Below are 22,504 nucleotides of genomic sequence, written 5' to 3' on the forward strand. Positions count from 1 at the left end.
AAAATAAAAATAGTCGTAACTTACGTGTTAAACACTTTTAGACTTAATTTTCAGCACAATAACACTGAGCACAAATACTAGCGCACACGCGACTAAACCCGCAGAGACTGATTCAGTAAATCCAAGTACGACATAACCCGTTAAGCTAATAAACGCCGCAATCAATGCATACGGTAGCTGAGTGACCACATGGTCGATATGGTGACAACTCGCGCCCGTAGACGACAAAATCGTGGTATCGGAAATCGGTGAACAGTGATCGCCAAATACCGCGCCCGCCAGCACAGAGGCAAGCATAGGTAACATCATGCCAGTGTGACTTCCCATCGCCATATCCGCAGCAATCGGCAACATGATACCGAACGTGCCCCAGCTAGTACCGGTTGAGAACGCAGTAATACCCGCTAACACAAACATAAGCGCTGGCAAAAACGCGAACGGAATATTACCCGTCGCGAGACTCGCCATAAACTTACCAGTTTCGAGCTGGCCAATCACGCCTGCGATAGTCCAAGCAAATAACAGGATATAAATCGCTGGCAGCATAGAGCGAGCGCCCTGCACTATGCCTTTGACTATCATTGATTTCTCAACACCTTGGACTAAATTCAATATCAGCGAAATAGCTAAACCGATTAATGCACCAAAGAAAAGGGATGAACTGACATCGGTTTTCTCAAACGCTGAAATAATATTAAATTCAATCCCTTCAGCGGCAAGTACTTGAGCGCCACTGTTGATCATAAAATACAGGGTCGCAAATACCAATACTGTAATAGGCAAGAATAAACCTAAGATCTTACCGGTTTCGGCTTCAGGTAAATCCGCATTCGCCCCAGGCGGTAATCCTTTTGACTCATCGTATAAATTACCACGTTGGGCATTGAGTTCATGCTCGCGCATTGGCCCAACATCTAATCCCATAAAGACAACGAAAAGTAATAATAACAAGGAGAAGATTGCGTAGAAGTTCATTGGTATCATTTGAATAAAAATACTCAAATGGCCCGTATCAGCAAAACCATGGGCCGTTAATATTCCACCAATAAGTGCAATAATATACGCGCCCCAACTTGATACTGGTGAAATAACGCACACAGGTGCCGCAGTAGAATCTAATAAATAAGCTAACTTAGCGCGGGAAATATAATAACGGTCGGTAACAGGTCTAGCGACCGAACCTACGACTAAGCTATTGAAATAGTCGTCAATAAAAACCACACAACCTAAAAACATGGTTAATAGTTTAGCGTCACGTTTATTACGTATATGTAAACGCGCCCAATCGGCAAAAGCCCGCGCGCTGCCACTGACAGTAATTAACGCTGTGATCATTCCCAGTACAATTAAGAAACCGAGAATATATAAGTTCCACGAATTAAGGCCTTCGCCCGTCCAAAAAAGTCCTTTAACGCCATTAAATACAAATTCACCCGTCGCTACAGGTGAAAATTGATTGAGCAATAAAGCACCAATTAAAATACCTAACCCCAAAGAAAGCAGTACACGGCGAGTTAAGATCGCCAACACAATAGCCACCGCAGGCGGCAGCAAGGAAAGTGCCGAATCGGCATAATTCATAACAGTCATTGATTATTATCTTCGTTAAATACGAATGGAGGGCGACTGAACTGGTGGGGAAAGGCAATAGATACCCAAGGTCACCTGTCCTATCAGTAGCGCTCCATAGTAACTATTTCCAATATCCGTATCGGAAAATACTATGGCAGTGTTGCACCTATTAGGTACAACCCCAGCAGTTGATCGTGATAAATCAAACCACTTCGGCACCAAATCCTTTCGCAATCGATCAACGGAATCACCCTACTGATCACTACTAATATTTGGCGCGCCTCTACTTCTAAGAACGCCCGTACGCGGGCGTGAGGCACATAAAAACATAAGCGGCTTAGCAGATGCTACCGCAAAGCCACTTAATGTGACCTAGATCACAGATTAAATCAACCGAGACTTGTGATCAGCTCAGGAACCGCCTCAAATAAGTCCGCAACTAAGCCATAATCTGCAACTTGGAAAATAGGCGCTTCCGCGTCTTTGTTAATAGCAACGATGACTTTTGCGTCTTTCATGCCCGCTAAATGTTGAATCGCGCCAGAAATCCCCACGGCAATATACAAGTTAGGCGCAACGATTTTACCGGTTTGACCGACTTGTAAATCGTTAGGCACAAAGCCAGCGTCAACTGCCGCGCGTGATGCGCCAACCGCAGCACCAAGCTTGTCAGCAAGTTGTTCTAACATGCCGAAGTTTTCACCACTGCCCATACCACGGCCGCCAGAAACGATAATGCCAGCATTACCTAATTCTGGACGGGCTGATACCGTCAAGGATTGAGAAACAAACTGAGTTCTCGCTTCAAACACTTTATCGAGTGTCGTCACAGCCGCGCGGTTACCTTCTGGTGCAGCATCAAAGGCACTGGCGCGTACTGTCATCACTTTGATGGCATCATGGCTTTGCACTGTCGCTAAGGCGTTACCCGCATACACAGGGCGCACAAAAGTGTCCGCACTGACGACGGTAATGACTTCAGAGATTTGCGCAACATCTAATAATGCTGCCACACGCGGAAGCGTGTCCTTACCTAAGCTCGAAGCAGAAGCCAGAATGTGGCCATAGTTTGGCGCTAAGTCCACCAGCAATTTGGCAAAATTTTCCGCTAAATGCGCTTCATACACGCTGGCATCGGCAACAAGCACTTGGCTAACGCCTTGTAGCGCTTGTGCAGCTTGGACAACCGCACCACATTGGTGACCCGCAACCAGTACATGCACTTCATCGCCAATGGCGCGGGCGGCAGTGACGATTTTTGCCGTATCGAGTTTCAGTGCGGCATTATCATGTTCAGCTAATACTAAAATGGCCATTTAGATCACCTTCGCTTCATTTTTTAACTTTTCAACTAGCTCAGCTACCGACGCTACCATAATGCCTGCTTTACGTTCTGCTGGCGGAGTGACCTTCACAACCGTTTGGTGACTCTTTAACGTCACGCCTAAGTCTGCCACGGTAAAGACTTCTAATGGCTTACGCTTGGCTTTCATAATGTTAGGCAGTGAAGCATAACGAGGTTCGTTCAAACGTAGATCGGCAGTCACAACTGCAGGTAACGGCATAAGTAAGGTTTGCATACCACCGTCAACTTCGCGAGCGACTTGCACAGATTGGCCTTCCAATTTGATTTCAGAAGCAAAGGTCGCCTGTGGCATATCCATCAGCGCCGCGAACATTTGACCAGTTTGATTGTTATCGCCATCGATAGATTGCTTACCAAAAATCACCAGTTCAGCTTGTTCTTTGTCTTGTACCGCTTTGAGCAATTTGGCGATAGATACTGGCACCAGTTCTTCTTCAGTATCGATATGAATCGCACGGTCTGCGCCTAATGCGAGCGCGGTACGTAATTGTTCTTGCACGGCTTTATTACCAATACTGACAACAACCACTTCAGTAGCGCTACCCGCTTCTTTTAAACGAACCGCTTCTTCTACTGCGATTTCACAAAAAGGGTTCAACGCCATTTTTAGGTTTGCAGTGTCAACACTTGTATTGTCAGCTTTGACCCTGACCTTCACATTGGCATCAACAACGCGCTTAACGGGCACCAATACTTTCATAGGGTTTCCTTCCTACACTTTCATGTACATGGACAAAACATTGGTTAATACCAATGCAGGATAGAGCAACTTTACGTCCTGTTAACGTTAACGTCAACCAAAGTCAAACGCCTGTTTGCATTTTTTAATCCGCGCAACGGCTACTTTTTTGGACACTTATTTGAGTAAATAAGAAAAGTTCAAAATATAAATAATATTTAATTTACTTAAAACGCATAATTTTATTTGATTCGAGCTATATTAGTTTCTATCATTTAGGTGTTGTTCACCATTATCCTGTATTAAAAATTAGAGTGGGACGAAAATAGATATGAGCGAATTTTTAGAGATATTAACTCACGGCCGTCGTTTTAAAGCAGCAGTTAAAGAACTTAGCGTTGAAGAGTTACGTGATTTAGCCGACAAATTAGATAAAATTTTAGTAGAACGCGAGTCTATGGCTGAGGAAGAAGAACAGGCCATGGCAGCTCGTAATGCTAAGATTGAAGAAATCCGTCAACAAATGGAAGCCGTTGGTTTATCAATTGATGACTTAGGTGGCGTAGCTGTTAAAGCAACCGCGAAAAAACGCGCTCCTCGTCCAGCTAAATACCAAATCGAAGTTGACGGTGAAATGGTTCAGTGGACTGGCCAAGGCCGTATGCCAACCGTATTTAAGAACGAGATCAACAAAGGTCGTTCTATGGAAGATTTCTTAATCTAATCCAATTCGGTGTAGCGGTTCGAGTAACCAACACCCATTTGCATAAAAGCTCGCATTCATTGCGAGCTTTTTTATATCCATTATTGGCTGCAATCTAAAACGACAAGCGTAAATCCCACGCCTCATTCCCGCTCAAATTGCGTTACAATTCAACCTTAGTATTTACATCTGCTTTCAGTTACTCTTTATTCACCCTCACTCGATTGAATAAAATAATGCAGATAAACAATAAGATAATTATAAGCTGCAGCATGATCGCTAGCTTAGTCTCACAGACCACATATGCCCAAATCAATACAGGGACAACCTCCAATAAACTCACGGCTTTTACCCATGCTGAATTAATCATTGCGCCGGGTAAGCGTTTAAGCGATGCCACTTTATTGGTTGAAAATAATCGAATTAAAGCCATTATTGAGCACGGTGACATTCCCGCTGGCGCATTTAAAATCGATTTGAGTGGTTATACTATTTACCCTGGATTTATCGATCCTTTCACCGATTATGGGATTGAGTTCGAATATCCAAAACTTGGGCTCACTCGCCCTGTCTATGATATTAAACGTATCGGCGGCAATGCAGACAATGGCGCAATTCATTCTGAAAAAGAATGGTTTAATTACGTTTATCCCAATAAAGAACGCGCGAAAGAGTGGATCAATAATGGCTTTACGAGTGTGCAAAGTAGCAAACTCGACGGAATCTTCCGAGGGACGGGTGTTAGCCTGTCATTAGCAGACAAAACCGCCAACGAAGTGATTTATCGTGCCCGCAGTCAACCTTTTATGGCATTTGATAAAGGCTCATCTGAACAAGATTATCCGTCATCATTAATGGGCAGTATTGCACTTATTAGACAAACCTTTGCCGACGCCAATTGGTATAACCAAAATAAAAACAAATCGGCCAATGGTGCAATAAACAATCAAGTCGAATTTAATATCGCCTTTGAACGCTTAGATAATTTAACCGATAAACAAATTATTTTTGAAACCAAAAACCTCAACGATCAATTGCGTGCCGCCCATTTGCTCAAAGAACATAAACTGCCAGCCAATCTACTCGGTAATGGTCAAGAATACTCGCGCATCAATGAGTTAAAGGCGCTGAACTACCCGTTAATCTTGCCTTTAAACTATCCGCAAGCGCCTGATGTTGGAACAGATGATGCCGATCGCGAAGTGTCACTGGCGGATTTAAGACAATGGGAACGTGCGCCAACCAATCCAGCAAAAGTTGCCAAAGCGGGTATTCCCTTCGCGCTAACGCAGTTTGGTATTAAGACCGATGCTTTTTGGCCGCGCCTGCGCCAAGCCATTACTCAAGGTTTGAGTGAAGAGCAAGCCTTAGCCGCACTGACCACCCAAGCCGCCGAGATGACAGGCACCGCCGATTTTACCGGCAAACTCGCACCCGGTTACATGGCAGACTTTGTCGTCACTAAGGGCAATATCTTTAAAGATGGCCAGATCTACAGTGTTTGGTTGCAAGGTCAGGAGCAAAGTCTTCGCTCACTCCCACAAGCACGATTACTGGGCGATTATCAATTGAGCCTCAATAACCTCACGCTGGATTTATCGCTACAAGATGTGAGCAAAGGTGATAAACCCAAAATCCAAGGCAGCTTAAGCAGTGGCGAAAAAAGTATCGCGCTCACCCAACTTAAGTTAGATGATGACGGTCGATTAAGCTTTACTGCCGATTTGAGCGCCGCAGGCATCAATGGCCTTAGCCGCTTTACGCTGTGGATGGCCGATGACGGTATTCAAGGTCGAATAGTCGATGCTAAGAGTCGCACCACAAATGTTGCCGGTATTGCGATAGCGCAAACTGCAGCGGTTGATAATGCCACTCAAGATGACCATCAAGCGCCCAAGGAGGAAGCCAACACGAGTCTAGTGAGTCACCTCACCTTCCCTAACGTCGCTTATGGACTGAGCGAAGCGCCTAAGGTTGAGAAGCTGCACATAAAAAATGCCACCCTGTGGACATCGGATAAGCAAGGCATTCTCGAACATGCAGATCTCTTGATGGCCAATGGCCGCATCGAAAAAATTGGCCAGCAACTCAGTACGCCTTCTGGCTATCAAGTCCTCGATGCAACGGGTAAACATCTTACTGCGGGCATTATTGATGAACACTCGCATATCGCCATAAATGGCGGCACCAACGAAGGCACGGATGCTGTGACCTCTGAGGTGCGGATTGGTGATGTGATTAATCCCGACGATATTTCAATCTATCGTGCCTTAGCGGGCGGTGTCACCAGCGCACAAATTCTGCACGGCAGCGCCAATCCTATTGGCGGCCAATCGCAACTGATCAAAATGAAATGGGGCGAAACGGCCGAGCAGCTTAAATTTGCTAACGCGCCCGCCAGTATCAAGTTCGCGCTTGGTGAAAACGTTAAGCAGAGCAACTGGGGAGAGAAATTTGTACAACGCTTCCCGCAAACGCGTATGGGAGTCAAAGCGTTATTTGAAGAGACCTTCGATGCCGCCATCGCCTATGAAAATGCGTTAAAAGCCTATGATGACCTGCGCTCCAGCGATAAGAAAAAAACCGTTGCACCGCGCCCAAGTTACCGTCTGCAAGCAGTGGCCGAAGTATTAAATCAGCAGCGTGATGTGCACATTCATTCCTATGTGCAGTCAGAAATCCTGATGTTTATCCGCTTAGCCGAGGCTTATCACTTTAAAGTGCAAACCTTTACCCATGTGCTCGAAGGTTACAAAGTAGCGAGTGAACTAGCCGCCCATGGCGCTGGCGCATCGACCTTTGCCGATTGGTGGGCCTATAAGTTTGAGGTGTACGACGCGATTCCGCAAAACGCTTGCCTGATGCAAAACAAAGGCGTGACCACCAGCATAAACTCAGACGACTATGAAATGCAGCGCAGACTCAACCAAGAAGCGGCGAAGTCTATGATGTATTGTAATATGTCGAAGGAAGATGCTTGGAACATGGTCACCATCAATCCAGCCAAGCAATTAAGAGTCGATGAATTTGTGGGTTCACTCACCCCGGGGAAAATGGCCGATGTCGTGCTGTGGAACGCAGAGCCACTGTCGATTTATGCCAAAGTGACGCAGGCATGGGTTGAAGGAAAACGCTACTTTGACCGTGACCAAGACCAAGCCGCCCAGCTCGCCGTAGTCAACGAGCGCGCCGCACTGATCCAAAAAATTCTCAGCAGTGATGATCAAGCCAAAGCGGGTGAAAAAGTCACGCCACTTAACGAGCCACAGTGGCACTGCGACACCCACTATCAGGCATGGGGCCACACTCATGAGGGAGCCAAATAATGAAACATTCATCTAAACCCGTTTTGTTTGCGGCGCTACTGGGCGCGATTTGCACCACGCTGGCCCCAGCGATGGCCAGCGATATCGTGCCTACACCTAAACAAATCCGCAGCGTACTGATTAAAAACGCCACAGTGCACACAGTCAGTCAAGGCGTGCTCAGCAACACTGATGTCTTGATTGAAAATGGCAAGATCACGGCCGTTGGACCTCAACTCACCAGCCAAATCAACAGTGCAACCGCAGAAACCAGTGACACTCAAGTCGTCGATGCCAGCGGTAAACACTTGTATCCGGGCTTAATCGCCCTAGACACCAGCTTAGGTTTGGTCGAAATTGAAATGAGCCGCCCCACGGTTGATAACGCCGAGGTGGGTTATATCAATCCGCAGATCAGCACAGCCACGGCTTACAATCCAGATTCTGAGCTCATTCCGACCATACGTTTCAACGGTATTACCCACGCACAAATCGTCCCGAGCGGCGATGCTATTGCTGGGCAATCGGTGCTGGTGAATCTTGATGCGTGGACGATTGAGGATGCGCTGGCCCCCAGTGCAGGGCAATTCCATATCTATTGGCCGCAAATCAAACGCATGCCAGAAGATGAAAAAGAGAAAACTAAGGCCATCGAGAAAAATCAGCAGGCGATCGACCAGCTCAATATCGCCTTTGAGGATGGCTATCGCTATTTCTTAAGTGATAAAGCCAAGGGCAAAGATAACAACAAGGATGAAGATCCACAGTCCGCAACCAACAACCTTCGCTGGCAGGCCATGTTGCCGCTATACCAAGGTAAAGCGACACTGTTTGCCCATGCCGACAGTGTTGGCCAAATTGAGCAAGTGATTGCCCTGACGAAAAAATACCAATTCAAATTGGTGATTGTCGGCGGATACGATGCATGGCGCTTGGCCTCAAGCCTGAGGGAAGTTAAGGCGGGGGTCATTTATCCTCATACCTTGAGTCTGCCTAAGCGTAAAGATGAACCAGTGGATTTGCCCTTTAAAATCCCCTCCTTGCTCACCAATGCAGGGATTCCCTTCGCCCTTGGATTCTCATCGGACTGGAATAGCCGTAACTTACCCTATGCGGCAGGTTATAGCGCCGCCTATGGTTTAACGCCTGAGCAAGCGCTTAAGTCCATCACCTTAGATGCAGCAAAACTGTTAGGTGTCGAGGATTTAGGGGCGATTGCCGTGGGATACCAAGGCAGTGTTGTACTGTCCGAGGGGGACATTCTCGACCCTATGACCAATAAGATAGAGGCTATCTGGATTGAAGGACGGCAGATAGATCTGAATAATCGCCATCAGCAGCTTTATCAAAAGTACCTTAAGCGGTAGAATTTACTCAGATAATAATATCGCATCGGCGCAGCCTACCAAGGCTGCGCAGTTTTCCCCTCAATCTCAGGTCAAACCATGAAAATAATCCTCTCAAGTGCATTAGTGCTACTGCTCAGTGCCTGTGCAAGCGACTACAGTTTTAACAGTAATTTGGACGGTGAGGCGATTAATGACTATTTCAAGGCATCCGATGTCACCCTCTATGAAGGCGATACCTTGCCAAAAGGTCATTATGAATTAAAAGGTTTGGTCCAAGGGGAATCCTGTCAGGCCGATGTCAACAGCGTACCTGCGTCATTAGCCGATGCCAGAACCGAAGCCCGCCGTAATGCCGCAGATAAAGGCGCTAACGGCATTATCATCAAACAATGTGTGATGTTAGATGAAGCCGCCCAAGGTTGTATCAGCCGCGCCCTGTGCGTCGGCCAAGCGGTCAAAACGGCTACTGCAGAGTAAGCCCCACGCGAGCAAGCGTAAAGTTCGCGATTCGATGATCTGAGATTGCCCGTATCAACCGCTTAATGGCTAACGCTGCATAATTAGCGCTCAAAGATGGGCCTTATGATGAGCTTAGAATGATGAGCTTAAACGGTTGTTATATTTATCTTTTTAGGTAATTTTTGCATGACATTTACCAACCAAATTGTCGCAGTAGCGACATGCCGCACGCCGTATAAACAAAAGTTTGGCATTCCCAGACAACCCGGACTCGTTGAGGCACGCGGCTATGTCGAACTTGAACCCCATGTAAATCATATCGATGCGGTGCGTGGCATAGAGCAATATTCCCATCTCTGGTTGCTGTTTTGCTTCCATGAGAATCTTGCCCAAGGTTGGAAAACCACAGTGCGGCCGCCGCGATTAGGCGGCAATGAAAAACTCGGCGTATTCGCCACTCGCTCCACTTTTCGCCCTAATGGCATAGGTCAGTCAGTGGTGAAACTGCACGGCGTAGTGCAACGCAAGGGCAAAGTGTGCCTCGAAATTTCCGGTATGGATCTGGTCGATGGCACGCCGATTATTGATATTAAGCCTTACATTCCTTTCTCGGATTCGATTACCGATGCTGTCGGCGGCATTGCTCAAGACGCCCCTAAACTGATTTCAGTGGTGTATTCCGATAATGCCGAGGCACAAATTGAGCGTTACGCCCAGCAGGAAACCTACACAGATTTAGCCGTACTTATCCGCGGAGTCTTGGGGCAAGATCCGCGCCCCGCCTATAAAAAAGCCAAAGACGATCCTAAGTTATATCAAGTCGCCCTCTATGATTTAGATGTGTTCTGGCACATGGCGGCCGATGAGAATGACCAAGAATACATCTTAGTATTAGAACTCAAACCGGGGAAATGTGGCTAAATGTCTGCGCCAACGCCTAGATCAGAGCCGGCATCTTTGCCTGATTATCAAAGCCAGCATAAAAAGCGTCTCTCTTGGATGCCGTGGCTGTATTTTTCTTTAAAAGAGAAACATTTAGTCTGGGCAAAACCTTGGCAGGATGAGATCCAAGCAAAGCTTTGTGCCCTCGAAACAGTCAACATCGGCGAGCACTGTTTTATTGCCCCCGAAGCGCAGTTATTTGCCGAACCCAATCGTTATATCCGCATGGGTAATCGTTGCATGATCGCCGCCGACTGTTTTTTACACGGGCCCATCACGCTAGGGGATGAAGTGGCGATTAATCATGGTTGCTCCTTCGATGGTGGCAGGGTCGGTATTCAGATTGGCAGCCAGACTCGCATCGCCAATAATGTCACCCTTTACGCCTTCAACCATGGCATGGCGCCAGATACGCCCATCTATCAACAAGCTGCCAACTCCAAAGGCATTGTTATAGGTAAAGATGTGTGGATTGGCGCTCAGGCCGGCATAGTCGATGGTGTGACCATTGGCGATCACGCTGTGGTGGGTATGGGCAGCATAGTAACTAAAGATGTGCCCGACTGGGCGATAGTGGCAGGCAACCCCGCCAGAGTGATTGGCGATAGACGTGATAAAAGCTAAATCGGCTGGTACAAATCGCCGATAAAATCGCTTTCCTTTGCCTCAGTAATCTTCTCAAAAATGCTATTTGTCTCCCAGCTAGTTGAATTTAACCTAAATACGTAGGTGACATCATCAAAGCAGGTGATAAAATGGCGACCATTCAACTCAAATTTGGACATCGGTAATGCGCGTCAGCAAGTACCTGCTATCAACACAGAAAGAAACTCCTGCCAACGCAGAAGTCATTAGTCATCAATTAATGTTACGTGCGGGCATGATCCGTCGTAATGCGTCGGGCCTTTATAGCTATCTCCCCACGGGCTTACGCGTACTGCGTAAAGTCGAAGCCATTGTTCGTGAAGAAATGAACAAAGCCGGCGCAATTGAAATTCTAATGCCTATGGTGCAACCGGCAGACTTGTGGGTAGAAACAGGTCGTTGGGAAAAGTTTGGTCCCGAGCTGCTGCGCTTTAAAGATCGTCACAATCGCGACTTCGTACTGGGCCCAACCCACGAAGAAGTAATCACCGACCTGATCCGTAAAGAAGTCAGCTCATACAAGCAATTACCGCTGAACCTTTACCAAATCCAAACTAAATTCCGTGACGAAGTTCGCCCACGTTTTGGCATGATGCGCTCACGCGAATTCTTGATGAAAGACGCCTACTCTTTCCACCTTGACGTCGATACTATGAATGAAACCTATGAGGCCATGTACAACGCCTATAGCAACATTCTAACGCGCATGGGTTTAGCCTTCCGTCCAGTATTAGCTGACACAGGTTCTATCGGTGGCAGCATGTCACACGAGTTCCACGTGCTAGCGCAAAGCGGTGAAGATTTAATTGCTTACTCAACGGGTAGCGATTACGCGGCTAACATCGAGAAAGCTGAATCACCAGTACCCACAGAGCCTCGCGGCGCTGCCACTGAAGAATTGCGTTTAGTCGATACCCCAAATGCAAAGACCATTGCTGAATTGGTTGAGCAGTTTGATCTGGATATCACTAAAACCGTCAAAACCTTGATCGTCGTGGGCGCATCAGAAGCGACGCCGTTAGTGGCACTGATTGTTCGCGGTGACCATGAACTCAACGAAGTCAAAGCTGACAAGTTAGACTTAGTGGCATCACCAGTAGAAATGGCATCAGAAGCGCTGATCCGTGACGCCATTGGCGCAGGTCCTGGTTCACTTGGCCCTATCGGTCTTAACATCCCTATAGTTATCGATCACAGCGTTAGCGTAATGAACGATTTTGCTGCTGGTGCGAATGTGGATGACAAACATTATTTTGGTATCAACTGGGAACGCGATCTGCCGACAGCACAAGTTGCCGACATCCGTAACGTAGTCGAAGGCGAGCCAACACCAGATGGTTCAGGCACTTATGCTATGGCACGCGGTATCGAAGTGGGTCATATTTTCCAACTGGGTACTAACTACTCTAAATCGATGAACGCGACTGTACTTGACGAAAACGGCAAGTCACAGGTGCTATTGATGGGTTGTTACGGCGTCGGCGTGAGCCGTATTGTGGCCGCAGCCATCGAGCAAAACTTCGATGACCGTGGCATCATTTGGCCAGAAGCGATTGCACCATTTAGCGTGGGCATTCTGCCAATGAACATGCACAAGTCGCACCGCGTAACCGATATCGCCGAGCAGTTATACAAAGACTTAAACGAAGCGGGTATTGACGTATTACTGGACGATCGTAAAGAGCGTCCAGGCGTAATGTTCGCCGATATGGAACTGATTGGTATCCCACACACAGTGGTGATTGGTGATCGCAATATCGATGCTGGCGTATTTGAATACAAAAACCGCCGCACCGGTGAAAAGCAAGATATTCCATTTGATCAATTGCTCGACTTCCTGAAAAACGCAGTGAAAGGCTAAGCCTCAACGCGAAATATAGATAAGCTTAACGATCAAAACGAAACGCACCTAAGCCCAGCTTAAGTGCGTTTTTTCTTGTCTTTTTATTGGACTTTTATTGACCTTCGTCGATCACTCGCGACAATACTTTTTATCTGTGGCTGTTTATCTTTTTATTTTTGGCACTGTACTTTTGGCAAGGTACTTTGCGCTAAAAGGTACTGACTCGGAGCGACGCCCATCAACTGCCTAAACATATAACCAAAGGCTGAACCCGAGGCATAACCTAAAGATAACGCTGTAGTGAGCACAGATTCACCTCGACTGAGCATTTGAATCGCCACCTGCAATCTAAGCCTTTGCAGCCATTGGCTATAACTTAGCCCAGTTTGCTGTTTAAATAATCTCGCTAACGTGCGAGCCGAGGCGCCGACCTCCCGCTGCCAATCCACCAAAGTACGTTGCTCGCTCGGATCCGCAAGCAAAGCCTCGGTAATGCGCAGTAATTTTTTATCCTTAGGATAAGGTAAATCTAATGCGACCTTAGGCGCGAGCACCATAAAGTCACTGATCACCATCAAGAGGCGCATAACGCTATTCTTAAAATCGGGATCAATCACCCCAGCCTCACTCTTCATCAAGGCATTAGCCTCTTGCAGTAGCAACTGCAAAACAGGCTTCACAGTCAGACAAGTGCAGTCGGGTGGAAACCCGCCTATCTGGGTGTCATCCAAATACAGACTGCTCAATTGCACCTGACTTAGCGCGATAACCTCATGTTCGACAAAGGGCGGCACCCACACCGCTTGTTCAGGTGGCACTATGTAACGCCCCGCAGGCGTAATCACACTCAACACGCCTTGGCTGGCATAAATGACTTGCCCCCAAGAATGACGATGGCGCTGCACATGTTCAAACGGTTTGAGCGCTCGCTTAAGCAACATGATGGACGCGCTTAGCCCTGCGGCGGCTAAACGTGATGGCGCCACTTGAGTATGCAGAGTGATATGCTGCTGGGATAAATGCGTGTCGCTGGCTTGATTCAAGGTGTTATCGCCCAAGGTGATTTTTATATCGAAGCTTCTTTTCGTATTATCGAGCCTCTTCCGTATAGAAGTGCCTCTTTGTATAAAAGCACTTTTATGTATAGAAGTGTCTTTTTATCTAGACATTAAGTCAATCTATCGAGCTAAAGCCAAAGCGGCAAGCGCTAACATGCCCTCTCAGATTTAACAAATTGGAGATGACATGAGCATCCACATGAATAAAAACCGCGTAACGCCCGTCACCTTACAAAAAATGAAAGGTAAAACGCCAATAGTTGCCCTCACCGCCTATGAAAAACCGATGGCGGAACTTATCGATCTCCATGTTGATATGATTATCGTCGGCGACTCCGTCGGTATGGTGGTTTATGGGCAAGACTCTACACTAGGGGTTACCTTAGAAATGATGATTAACCATGGTCTTGCTGTCGCTCGCGGCGCAGCACATGCCTGCGTGATTATCGATATGCCCTTTGGGAGTTATCAAGAATCGCCTCAGCAAGCCTTTAGACATGCCAGCCAAGTATTGATACGTACAGGCGCGCAGGCGGTAAAACTTGAGGGTGGCGCAGAGATGCTCGACACCACTCGTTTTTTAACCCAGCGAGGGATCCCTGTGATGCCACACATAGGATTGATGCCGCAACACGTCAATCAATTGGGTGGATTTAAAACCCAAGCAAGGGATGCAACAGCAATCGAAGCACTCGTTCGTTTAGCAAAAGACTTTGAGCAAGCAGGCGCTTTTAGCATACTGATTGAAGGCACATCCGAACTCGCAGCGCGCACAGTAACGGCAGAAGTCTCAATCCCCGTGATAGGCATTGGCGCCTCACCCGCCTGCGATGGTCAAGTGCTCGTGACTGAGGATATTTTAGGCTTATTTTCTGACTACACGCCTAAATTTGCCAAACGCTACATCGACTTAAGCTCCTTAATCACTCACGCCTGCGCCGAATACGCCAGAGAAGTAAGAACTGCTGAGTTTCCAACAGCAGAGCATTGTTTTGGCCTCAGCCAAACAACCAAGATTACAGCGGATTAATTGTCTAAAACGGAATGATCCAGCAATCGAATAAACTATAAATCGAAATTTACAACTAATTGAGTCTATCGACTTGCTTTTTATAGGGGGGCGTTGCTTTAATAAAACTATTAAAACAATAAATTGAGTCTGAAGATTGCCTACATCAACTGCATTAGTCTTAGGCGGCGGCGGCGCAAGAGCCGCCTATCAAGTCGGCGTGCTAAAAGCACTGGTTCAGCTTTATCCGCGTAATCATGGCATTCCCTTTAAAATCATTTGTGGCACCTCGGCAGGCGCCATTAATGGCACCTCTATAGCCACCCATGCTTCCTGTTTTCATCTTGGCGTCAAAAAGCTTGAATGGGTGTGGCGCCATTTTGAGACTCGCAAAGTGTATCGCGCATCCATCACGGGCGTGCTTGGCCACCTAGGAAAAATGGCACTCAAAGGCATGCAGGATGATAAGGTTAATACCGATGCAGGCAGTCTGCTCGATAACGATCCTCTTCGAAAACTGCTCAATGAATTAATCGATTTTAAACGTATCGATCGTAATATTCGCAGCGGCGCCCTCACCGCACTCAGCGTCGATGCCTCTTGCTACAACAACTCACGCTCAGTAAGTTTTTTCCAAGCATCACGGGATATCGAAAACTGGACACGCGCTAGACGCAGTGGCGAACGTATGATGCTCAACACTGAACACCTTCTCGCTAGTTCGGCCATTCCTATGGTGTTCCCCTCGATTAAACTCAACCAAGCCTATTATGGCGATGGCTCGGTCCACCAGCTGGCTCCGCTCTCAAGCCCTATCCATTTAGGCGCTGAAAAACTCTTAGTCATTAACTTAGAGAGTCCTCACAAGCATTTCCCAATGGAACTGGAATATCACCCGAAAACGGCATCCATAGCGGGCCATCTGCTCGATACGATCTTTTCCGACACTTTAAATAGCGACCTTGAGCGACTTGAAAGGATCAATAACACCTTAAGCCTGATTCCTGAGTCAAGCCGCAACAAACTCGCCTTGCATCCAATTAAAACCTTAGTCATCAAGCCCAGCGAAGACCTCAGCAAAATTGCCGCCCGTTTCTACGATGATATGCCATGGGCAGTAAAAACCTTACTCGGTTTTATCGGCATTGATAGGCAATCCGACTCGAGTATCGTGTCCTACCTGCTATTCGAAAAAACCTACACCAGCGCATTAATCGACCTAGGCTACAAAGATGCCATGGAGCAAATCGACGAACTTAAGGCCTTTTTTGGTTTAGACCAGAATCCCTCATCTTAAGGACATAACTGAACTTCCCAATGGGTATTCGGTACCTTAACATTCTAAAATCATGCTAGGTCGCCCTAAGTAATACCCGGCGCTCTACTCTATCGGTGACTTAGGTGTGTTGACTTCAGCTGTAATGGCTGCGGCAAAAGGCACTTGAAAGTGCTCAGCGACAGGGATGTGTTGCAGTGAACTTAACCCACCAGTACTCACATGAATAAAATCCCAACCCTCGGCCCAATCGGTTGCCGAAATCCGCACACCGAGTGCCATTTTAGGCGATATCACAGCCCTGTCATTCCTTTTAATACAAACCGTGATTGGCTTTATGATGCTGTACTGGCGAGACTATCTCGCGCGGATAAAATCGGTGCGGCAATTAATGGCCAATCAATAGCAAATTCAGCACTGTTCCACGCGATAACACTTTCATCTTCAGGATCATAATATTGGGTACATTGATAAATAACTTCAGCATAATCGCTGAGAACATAAAAACCGTGAGCAAAGCCCGGTGGGATCCACATTTGCAGATGATTCTCTGCCGATAGCACTCGCCCAACCCATTTCCCATAGGTGGCCGAGTCGGGCCTTATATCGACGGCCACATCAAAAATGCTCCCTGCACAGACACGCACTAACTTACCCTGCGGTTTACGCCGTTGAAAATGCAAGCCTCGCAGGACATTACGTTGCGAACGGCTGTGATTCTCCTGCACGAACACACATGACTCTAATCCCCGCTGTGCAAAGCAGGCATCAAAATAGGATTGCCTAAACGTCTCCATAAAGAAACCGCGTTCATCCCCAAAGACTTGCGGTTCAAACACCAGTACTTCGGCTAACTCAGTTGCGCTACATTTCATCAAATACCTGCTTATCGAGTAAGCCGAGCAAATACTCACCATAACCACTTTTGAGTAAAGGCTGAGCTAATTCAACTAATTGCTGCGCATTGATCCAACCGCTGCGAAATGCAGTCTCTTCTGGGCAATTGATCTTCAGACCTTGTCGTTTCTCAATGGCAGCAACAAATTGTGTCGCCTCGGCCATCGCATCCGGCGTGCCAGTATCTAACCAAGCTGTCCCCCGCCCAAGAATATCAACGCGCAATTCTCCCAAGGCTAAATAACGAGTGATAACATCGACAATCTCTAACTCGCCCCTTGCCGAAGGTAAAACCGTTTTTGCAAATGCGGCCGCCCGACCGTCAAAAAAGTACAACCCAGGCATAGCATAACGTGAGCGTGGATGTTGAGGTTTTTCTTCAATAGAAAGCACTTTACCCACATTATCAAACTCAACAACACCGTAAGCCTTAGGATTCGCCACATGGTAACCAAAAACGGTCGCCCCAGCTTGGGTTTGCCAAGCATGTTGCAAATTTGCCGTTAAGTGCTGACCATAAAATAGATTATCCCCAAGAATCAGCGCACAGGCTTCACCCGCTAAAAATGGCTCGGCGATGATAAGCGCTTGCGCCAATCCCTTCGGAGAGGCTTGTACGGCATATTGCAGCTTAAGTCCCCAATAACAGCCATCACCGAGTAATGCCTTGAATAGCGGTAAATCGTGGGGAGTACAAATGATCAAGATGTCTCGAATACCAGCCTGCATCAGGGTGACAAGTGGATAATAAATCATAGGTTTATCGTAAATGGGCAGTAATTGCTTACAGACAACCTGCGTCATAGGATAAAGACGCGAGCCAGTACCGCCCGCCAGTAAAATGCCTTTTCTCATTGAAATATTTAAGATTGATAAGCCATGTGAAGTGCCAAGATTGTAGCATATAAAAGACGACGAGCCGGAAGAACGGATGACAGGACATGAGCCATTCAATCAAGACAAACGCCTTTGCTGAACTGAGTGTTGACTAATCTACGCCCTTACTACTTTCGGGGATCAGCATCTCAATACGTAACCCTTGATTTGGTGCCGAGAAGAGTGAAACATGACCATTGAGCTTTTGGGTGACCAGATTATAAATAATCGACATCCCTAACCCTGTGCCACCACTTTGGCGCGCCGTGGTGAAAAATGGCTCGAATGCTTTGGCTTTCACTTCATCAGACATGCCGATGCCATTGTCTTGATACGTCATCTTGATCTGTGATCCCTCCTTTTCAACCACAATATCAATTTGTTTATCTCCGACAAAATCATCAGGGAAAGCGTGGCGAAAACTGTTAGCGACTAAATTGGTAAAAATCTGAGCGATGGCGCCGGGATAGGAATCAATGAAAATATTGTCATCGAGTTCGACTTTTAAGGTGATGTTTTTCTTACGCATTAAGGGCTTTAACGAACTAAATATTTGGAAGATATAATTCTTTAAATTAAAGCGCTCACGTTCCAATATCGATTGATCTGCGGCAGTGCGTTTAAAGTTATGAACAAGTTCTGCGGCGCGGGAAAGATTACGCTCAATTAAACATAAACCATCCTGCATTGTATTGATAAAACTGACAAACTTATCTTCATCGAGATCGTTTTTCTCGAATGACCCTTTTAGTAGCGATAACTCATCCAAACAATGGGTCACGGATGTTACCGCGATACCCAGTGGCGTATTCACCTCGTGAGCAACACCGGCGACTAAACTGCCTAATGCGGCCATTTTTTCATTTTCAATTAAGTGCTTTTGGGTCGATTTTAAGGTCGATAGTGCCGTCTCAAGTTCTGTTGTTCGCAGTTCAACTTGATGCTCCAAATCGGTATTGATGAGTTTGAGCTGTTGTTGGTATTCGAGGATCTCTTTAGCACTCATGGCTCGGCCAAAGAGATCGGCCAGTGCCGAAGCAAACGCCTTTTCATCCCGCGTCCATTCCCTCGCCTCGCCTTGATGCTCAGAGCAAATAATCCCCACCATTTTGCCGTGGTGACGAATGGGGCTATCCAGCATAGAGGTGATCTGATTCGGTTTCAGGTAGCTGTCGACAAACTCTTTGGTGGTGGGATCGGTTTGGGCATTATTAGCGACAATGGTGCGCTCATTGTCGAGTAAGCTGAAGTAATGGGGAAACTGCGCACGAGTGAGCACTAACGCTTCTTGCGGCTGTTGGTGGTCGAGTAAATAATAACAAGCAATAGTCTGATTATCTTGACCAAACAACCAAATACCCGCCCGCGTGATCTGTAATCCCTTACAGATTGAACTCACTATAAGTTGTGATGCTTGAATGAGATCGCCCTCATCAATAACCTGAGATTTACTGACATCAAATAGGATTCGATCAAGCATTCGGGTCATAGCGGTTCGTCCGGAATATGGATATGTAGGGAGGCAAACGCATCTAACAATTTTAAACTCGCTTCACACAATACGGGGTCAAACTGCTTACCCGATTGCGCCAAAATATACTCTCGTACCGCATCGACTGACCACGCCTCTTTATAACTGCGCTTGGAAAGCAACGCATCAATCACATCGACAATCGCCATGAGTCGGCCTTCAATGGGGATTTCTTCCTTAGCAATTCCACGGGGATACCCTTTCCCATCCCAACGCTCATGGTGGGTATAAGCAATTCTGGCGCCCATTTTGGCAATAATACGATTTGAGCCGGCGAGCAAGTTATAGCCTTTCTCCGCATGGGTTTGCATGATCGCCCATTCCTCGGCATCAAGCTTGCCCGGCTTATGCAAAATACTCTCAGGGATACCTATTTTACCCACATCGTGCAGCGGCGCAGCATATCGAATCGTTTCGATAAAGTCCGCGTGCATGCCGATGGCAATCGCGAGCATTTCAGTCATGCGCGCAACCCGACGTACATGGGCTCCGGTCTCTTTACTACGCTGCTCAATGGCGTCACCTATGATTAAAATCAGCTCCCTTTGAGTTTGCTGCACATTTTCACGGCCCGACAAATTCTCGAAAGTTAAGCTCACATTGGCCGCAAATAGCTCAAGAATATTGACTTGAAAATCCGTTAACTTAGTGTCGTGTTGCAAATATAAAATACTGGTGACATGGCCACTCAGCTCATAAAAACCAACGTAAATATTGTCACGAACGAGCGAGGTTTTTAGCGCGATAGCCTCGATAATATACTCACGTACATCCCCTGGTAGCGTCTCAACGCTGCCACCTTCGCAGTAACTGATCATCTCACCCGTAGCGGCCAGAAGATTCATTTGGGTATCGAGGTAAAGGTCTTGATGATAGCTGGTGAGATAAAGGGCTGAGCTTTCAAGATTAAGTAACTGTAAAGTCTGTTCAAGCACCGCACTGCCAAAATTATGTAATGTATGGCTTTTAAGTACCGAGGTGGAGGCGGCAATGACTTTCTCCATCCCCTTCTGGCTTTGCTCGATGATTTTAATATCGCGATAGGAACGCAGTGAAGTGTAGACACAAGACTTAAGCCGAGCCGCGGTAAGCTCTGTTTTGGCCTTGTAGTCGTTAATATCAAAGTCACGAATAACTTGATCTTCAGGCGCTTGTCCCGGCTGGCCTGTGCGTAAAATGATGCGGGTGCTGTGATTATTTAATTCAGTACGGATTTTTTGAACGAGCTCTAATCCGGCATGGTCGGTTTCCATGACCACATCAATAAAAGCCAATGCAATATCCGTTTCGGTTTGAAGTAATGCTAAACCTTCAGCGGCGCTGTAACAGGAATAGAACTGTAATACCCGATTATCTAAGGTCAGATTTTTTAGAGCAAATCGAGTCACCTCATGGATCCCAGGCTCATCATCAATAATGGCAACTTTCCAAATGCCTTGTTTAGGCTTATGGGATTTATCCTCGATAACATCAGCACTTTTCTTAAATAACGCCACAGAACCACCGTCTACGATGAATAGTTAAGCTTTAGTATAGATTCAATCTCGAAAGTGACTAGTTTCAAAGGATAAATTATCATCTTATTAGTCACAGACTTTAGGCTAATAACTAACACTCTCGCCACTGAACGCTCACACAGATACAACTTAAGATATTGTTATAAAATAGAAATAGCCAAAGTTAGGCTAAGCCAGCCTTGACGGGTATGATGAGTGCACTTAACCCGTAACACCCCGAAATTCTATTGGAGCCACTATGAACAAATCACTATGTTGCATCGCACTTCTGGCCTTATTTACCACGGCTTGCTCTGAAGCCCCAAAAGAAGAAACAGCAGTCGATACAACCCAAGTTCAAACAGAAGCCGCTAAAACCGTCCCTGTCGGCGATACTAGTCAAAATTCACTCGATTGGGCAGGCAGCTATGAAGGTGTGTTGCCTTGCGCCAGTTGCGAAGGTATTCAAACCCTGATCACATTACAATCTGATAATCGCTTTGTTCAAGAAACAGTTTATTTGGGTAAAGATGAGAAGATTTTTAAATTGATAGGCAAAGCGGTGTGGGATGAGAAAGGCCAAAAAATCACCTTGGATGATGGCACACAATATCTGGTCGGCGAGAATCAACTGATCATGTTAGATACTGAAGGCAAAAGAATTACCGGTGATCTGGCCGCTAATTATGTATTGAAAAAGAAACAATAGCAGAACAAATATACGCTCAAGGATGAGCGAGCATCATTAATCAACCTCAAGGTAAATACAGAGACGAAGGAATGACTTCAGATAAACACACGCAACTGATCCGCTACCAAGATTGCCCATCAACGCCGTGGAAAAATGGCGGCGGCAGTACCAAACAGTTACTTATTTCCCCAAGTAATGCGGATTTATCCAACTTTGATTATCGAATAAGCATAGCCAGCATTAGTAGCAACGGACCCTTTTCCTCATTTATTGGCATAGACAGACAACTGGTTATCCTTGAAGGCGATGGTGTTGAACTCAACATCAATAGTCGTGAAGAGGCAAAACAGCTAAATGACCTTGGGAGAGAAGAAAGAATACTGGGAGACGCAGATACAACTGAATATAAGAGGCTTACACCCGCAGATAACCCATTCTGCTTTGCAGGTGAAACCTCAATAACAAGCAAACTATTAGGTAGTGATGTTATTGATTTTAATGTGATGACCAAACGCGCAGCATTTAAAGCGCTGACTCAAAGGCTCAACGTTAATGGCATATTTATCGAAAAACATGCGGTCATATCGAACACCGCCATCGATGCACACCATAACAAGACAGAAGCGCCTATCGTTCAACTACTCTGCTTTTTAGATACAATGACATGGGAGCATAATGGGGAGAGCATCAAGATCATGCCATACGACATACTTATCATTAAACCAGACCAAGATATAAAATTAGTCACGACAGCGCCAAGTCAATTACTTAGCGTCACCATTACGGCCTGTAAACTATAAAAAGCAG

19 protein-coding genes, 1 pseudogene and 1 riboswitch are annotated in these 22,504 nt (G+C 46.5%); of the genes and pseudogenes, 11 read left to right on the forward strand and 9 right to left on the reverse strand.

Annotated elements, in window-relative coordinates:
• Positions 1–27: 27 nt before the first annotated feature.
• The 3 genes from Q4Q46_RS03715 to Q4Q46_RS03725 form a co-directional block, all read right to left on the reverse strand.
• A complete protein-coding gene (locus Q4Q46_RS03715; protein WP_261271418.1) occupies positions 28–1,590 on the reverse strand; it encodes a Na+/H+ antiporter NhaC family protein in 1,563 nt (520 codons plus the stop codon).
• Positions 1,591–1,669: 79 nt separating this feature from the next.
• Positions 1,670–1,866, reverse strand: a riboswitch (Lysine riboswitch).
• Positions 1,867–1,961: 95 nt separating this feature from the next.
• On the reverse strand, positions 1,962–2,888 hold the full coding sequence (locus Q4Q46_RS03720; RefSeq protein WP_311905262.1) for an electron transfer flavoprotein subunit alpha/FixB family protein: 927 nt from the start codon (positions 2,886–2,888) through the stop codon (positions 1,962–1,964).
• Positions 2,889–3,638 (reverse strand): electron transfer flavoprotein subunit beta/FixA family protein, encoded by a 750-nt coding sequence (locus Q4Q46_RS03725; protein ID WP_006082338.1) that lies wholly within the window; start codon positions 3,636–3,638, stop codon positions 2,889–2,891.
• Positions 3,639–3,948: 310 nt separating this feature from the next.
• On the opposite strand from Q4Q46_RS03725, the gene Q4Q46_RS03730 reads away from it, so the two are divergent.
• The 7 genes from Q4Q46_RS03730 to Q4Q46_RS03760 all read left to right on the forward strand — a co-directional run bounded on the left by Q4Q46_RS03730 (position 3,949) and on the right by Q4Q46_RS03760 (position 12,881).
• Entirely contained in the window at positions 3,949–4,341 is a 393-nt protein-coding gene (locus Q4Q46_RS03730) for an H-NS histone family protein (protein ID WP_006082339.1), read from the forward strand.
• A 215-nt stretch (positions 4,342–4,556) separates the two neighbouring features.
• Positions 4,557–7,646: an amidohydrolase family protein gene (locus Q4Q46_RS03735; protein ID WP_311905263.1), complete on the forward strand. Its 3,090-nt coding sequence runs from the start codon at positions 4,557–4,559 to the stop codon at positions 7,644–7,646.
• Positions 7,646–8,992, forward strand: a complete 1,347-nt coding sequence (locus tag Q4Q46_RS03740) for an amidohydrolase family protein (RefSeq protein WP_311905264.1) — start codon at positions 7,646–7,648, stop codon at positions 8,990–8,992. Before Q4Q46_RS03735 ends, Q4Q46_RS03740 begins: the two co-directional genes overlap by 1 nt.
• Before the next feature lie 78 nt (positions 8,993–9,070).
• Positions 9,071–9,451, forward strand: a complete 381-nt coding sequence (gene rcsF, locus Q4Q46_RS03745) for an Rcs stress response system protein RcsF (RefSeq protein WP_006082342.1) — start codon at positions 9,071–9,073, stop codon at positions 9,449–9,451.
• A 168-nt stretch (positions 9,452–9,619) separates the two neighbouring features.
• Entirely contained in the window at positions 9,620–10,354 is a 735-nt protein-coding gene (gene tsaA / locus Q4Q46_RS03750) for a tRNA (N6-threonylcarbamoyladenosine(37)-N6)-methyltransferase TrmO (RefSeq protein ID WP_300477834.1), read from the forward strand.
• A complete protein-coding gene (locus Q4Q46_RS03755; protein ID WP_311905265.1) occupies positions 10,355–10,999 on the forward strand; it encodes an acyltransferase in 645 nt (214 codons plus the stop codon).
• A 166-nt stretch (positions 11,000–11,165) separates the two neighbouring features.
• Positions 11,166–12,881 (forward strand): proline--tRNA ligase, encoded by a 1,716-nt coding sequence (locus Q4Q46_RS03760; protein WP_311898061.1) that lies wholly within the window; start codon positions 11,166–11,168, stop codon positions 12,879–12,881.
• A 152-nt stretch (positions 12,882–13,033) separates the two neighbouring features.
• Here the strand turns inward: Q4Q46_RS03760 and Q4Q46_RS03765 are convergent, their stop codons facing one another.
• Positions 13,034–13,921, reverse strand: coding sequence for an AraC family transcriptional regulator (locus Q4Q46_RS03765; RefSeq protein WP_311905266.1), 888 nt, complete (start codon positions 13,919–13,921; stop codon positions 13,034–13,036).
• 187 nt (positions 13,922–14,108) lie between these two features.
• Here Q4Q46_RS03765 and panB point away from each other — a divergent pair, with 187 nt between their 5' ends.
• Positions 14,109–14,951, forward strand: coding sequence for a 3-methyl-2-oxobutanoate hydroxymethyltransferase (panB, locus tag Q4Q46_RS03770; RefSeq protein ID WP_311905267.1), 843 nt, complete (start codon positions 14,109–14,111; stop codon positions 14,949–14,951).
• 136 nt (positions 14,952–15,087) lie between these two features.
• Positions 15,088–16,227 carry a patatin-like phospholipase family protein gene (locus Q4Q46_RS03775; protein WP_226058904.1) on the forward strand — a complete coding sequence of 380 codons (1,140 nt, stop codon included), beginning with the start codon at positions 15,088–15,090 and terminating at the stop codon, positions 16,225–16,227.
• A 102-nt stretch (positions 16,228–16,329) separates the two neighbouring features.
• On the opposite strand, the pseudogene Q4Q46_RS03780 reads toward Q4Q46_RS03775, so the two are convergent.
• The 5 genes and pseudogenes from Q4Q46_RS03780 to Q4Q46_RS03800 form a co-directional block, all read right to left on the reverse strand.
• Positions 16,330–16,509: pseudogene (locus Q4Q46_RS03780) on the reverse strand (oxidoreductase); the annotation flags it as partial.
• A gap of 32 nt (positions 16,510–16,541) precedes the next feature.
• Positions 16,542–17,081 (reverse strand): dTDP-4-dehydrorhamnose 3,5-epimerase, encoded by a 540-nt coding sequence (gene rfbC / locus Q4Q46_RS03785; protein ID WP_311905268.1) that lies wholly within the window; start codon positions 17,079–17,081, stop codon positions 16,542–16,544.
• Complete coding sequence (rfbA, locus tag Q4Q46_RS03790; RefSeq protein WP_311905269.1) at positions 17,071–17,958, reverse strand: glucose-1-phosphate thymidylyltransferase RfbA; 888 nt, start codon at positions 17,956–17,958, stop codon at positions 17,071–17,073. The genes rfbC and rfbA overlap by 11 nt, the downstream gene beginning before the upstream one ends.
• 133 nt (positions 17,959–18,091) lie before the next feature.
• Positions 18,092–19,468, reverse strand: a complete 1,377-nt coding sequence (locus Q4Q46_RS03795) for a sensor histidine kinase (protein ID WP_311905270.1) — start codon at positions 19,466–19,468, stop codon at positions 18,092–18,094.
• Entirely contained in the window at positions 19,465–21,006 is a 1,542-nt protein-coding gene (locus Q4Q46_RS03800) for a DUF3369 domain-containing protein (protein WP_311905271.1), read from the reverse strand. The genes Q4Q46_RS03795 and Q4Q46_RS03800 overlap by 4 nt, the downstream gene beginning before the upstream one ends.
• A gap of 259 nt (positions 21,007–21,265) precedes the next feature.
• Between Q4Q46_RS03800 and Q4Q46_RS03805 the strand changes: the two genes are divergently transcribed.
• Together Q4Q46_RS03805 and Q4Q46_RS03810 are read left to right on the forward strand one after the other, a co-directional pair.
• Positions 21,266–21,715 carry a copper resistance protein NlpE gene (locus Q4Q46_RS03805; protein ID WP_311905272.1) on the forward strand — a complete coding sequence of 150 codons (450 nt, stop codon included), beginning with the start codon at positions 21,266–21,268 and terminating at the stop codon, positions 21,713–21,715.
• 71 nt (positions 21,716–21,786) lie between these two features.
• Entirely contained in the window at positions 21,787–22,497 is a 711-nt protein-coding gene (locus Q4Q46_RS03810; RefSeq protein WP_311905273.1) for a HutD/Ves family protein, read from the forward strand.
• The last annotated feature ends 7 nt before the right edge of the window (positions 22,498–22,504 follow it).

It is taken from the genome of Shewanella vaxholmensis (assembly GCF_031932135.1).
In the GTDB taxonomy this organism is placed as follows: domain Bacteria; phylum Pseudomonadota; class Gammaproteobacteria; order Enterobacterales; family Shewanellaceae; genus Shewanella; species Shewanella hafniensis.

What these genes read in the sequence shown, in the direction of transcription:
- Q4Q46_RS03805 (WP_311905272.1), top strand. Translation starts at nt 21,266, where the DNA reads ATGAACAAATCACTATGTTGCATCGCACTTCTGGCCTTATTTACCACG.
- Q4Q46_RS03730 (WP_006082339.1), top strand. Translation starts at nt 3,949, where the DNA reads ATGAGCGAATTTTTAGAGATATTAACTCACGGCCGTCGTTTTAAAGCA.
- rfbA (WP_311905269.1), bottom strand. Translation starts at nt 17,958, where the DNA reads ATGAGAAAAGGCATTTTACTGGCGGGCGGTACTGGCTCGCGTCTTTAT.
- Q4Q46_RS03755 (WP_311905265.1), top strand. Translation starts at nt 10,355, where the DNA reads ATGTCTGCGCCAACGCCTAGATCAGAGCCGGCATCTTTGCCTGATTAT.
- panB (WP_311905267.1), top strand. Translation starts at nt 14,109, where the DNA reads ATGAGCATCCACATGAATAAAAACCGCGTAACGCCCGTCACCTTACAA.
- Q4Q46_RS03760 (WP_311898061.1), top strand. Translation starts at nt 11,166, where the DNA reads ATGCGCGTCAGCAAGTACCTGCTATCAACACAGAAAGAAACTCCTGCC.
- Q4Q46_RS03715 (WP_261271418.1), bottom strand. Translation starts at nt 1,590, where the DNA reads ATGACTGTTATGAATTATGCCGATTCGGCACTTTCCTTGCTGCCGCCT.
- Q4Q46_RS03795 (WP_311905270.1), bottom strand. Translation starts at nt 19,468, where the DNA reads ATGACCCGAATGCTTGATCGAATCCTATTTGATGTCAGTAAATCTCAG.
- Q4Q46_RS03720 (WP_311905262.1), bottom strand. Translation starts at nt 2,888, where the DNA reads ATGGCCATTTTAGTATTAGCTGAACATGATAATGCCGCACTGAAACTC.
- rcsF (WP_006082342.1), top strand. Translation starts at nt 9,071, where the DNA reads ATGAAAATAATCCTCTCAAGTGCATTAGTGCTACTGCTCAGTGCCTGT.
- Q4Q46_RS03740 (WP_311905264.1), top strand. Translation starts at nt 7,646, where the DNA reads ATGAAACATTCATCTAAACCCGTTTTGTTTGCGGCGCTACTGGGCGCG.
- Q4Q46_RS03725 (WP_006082338.1), bottom strand. Translation starts at nt 3,638, where the DNA reads ATGAAAGTATTGGTGCCCGTTAAGCGCGTTGTTGATGCCAATGTGAAG.
- Q4Q46_RS03810 (WP_311905273.1), top strand. Translation starts at nt 21,787, where the DNA reads ATGACTTCAGATAAACACACGCAACTGATCCGCTACCAAGATTGCCCA.
- tsaA (WP_300477834.1), top strand. Translation starts at nt 9,620, where the DNA reads ATGACATTTACCAACCAAATTGTCGCAGTAGCGACATGCCGCACGCCG.
- Q4Q46_RS03735 (WP_311905263.1), top strand. Translation starts at nt 4,557, where the DNA reads ATGCAGATAAACAATAAGATAATTATAAGCTGCAGCATGATCGCTAGC.
- rfbC (WP_311905268.1), bottom strand. Translation starts at nt 17,081, where the DNA reads ATGAAATGTAGCGCAACTGAGTTAGCCGAAGTACTGGTGTTTGAACCG.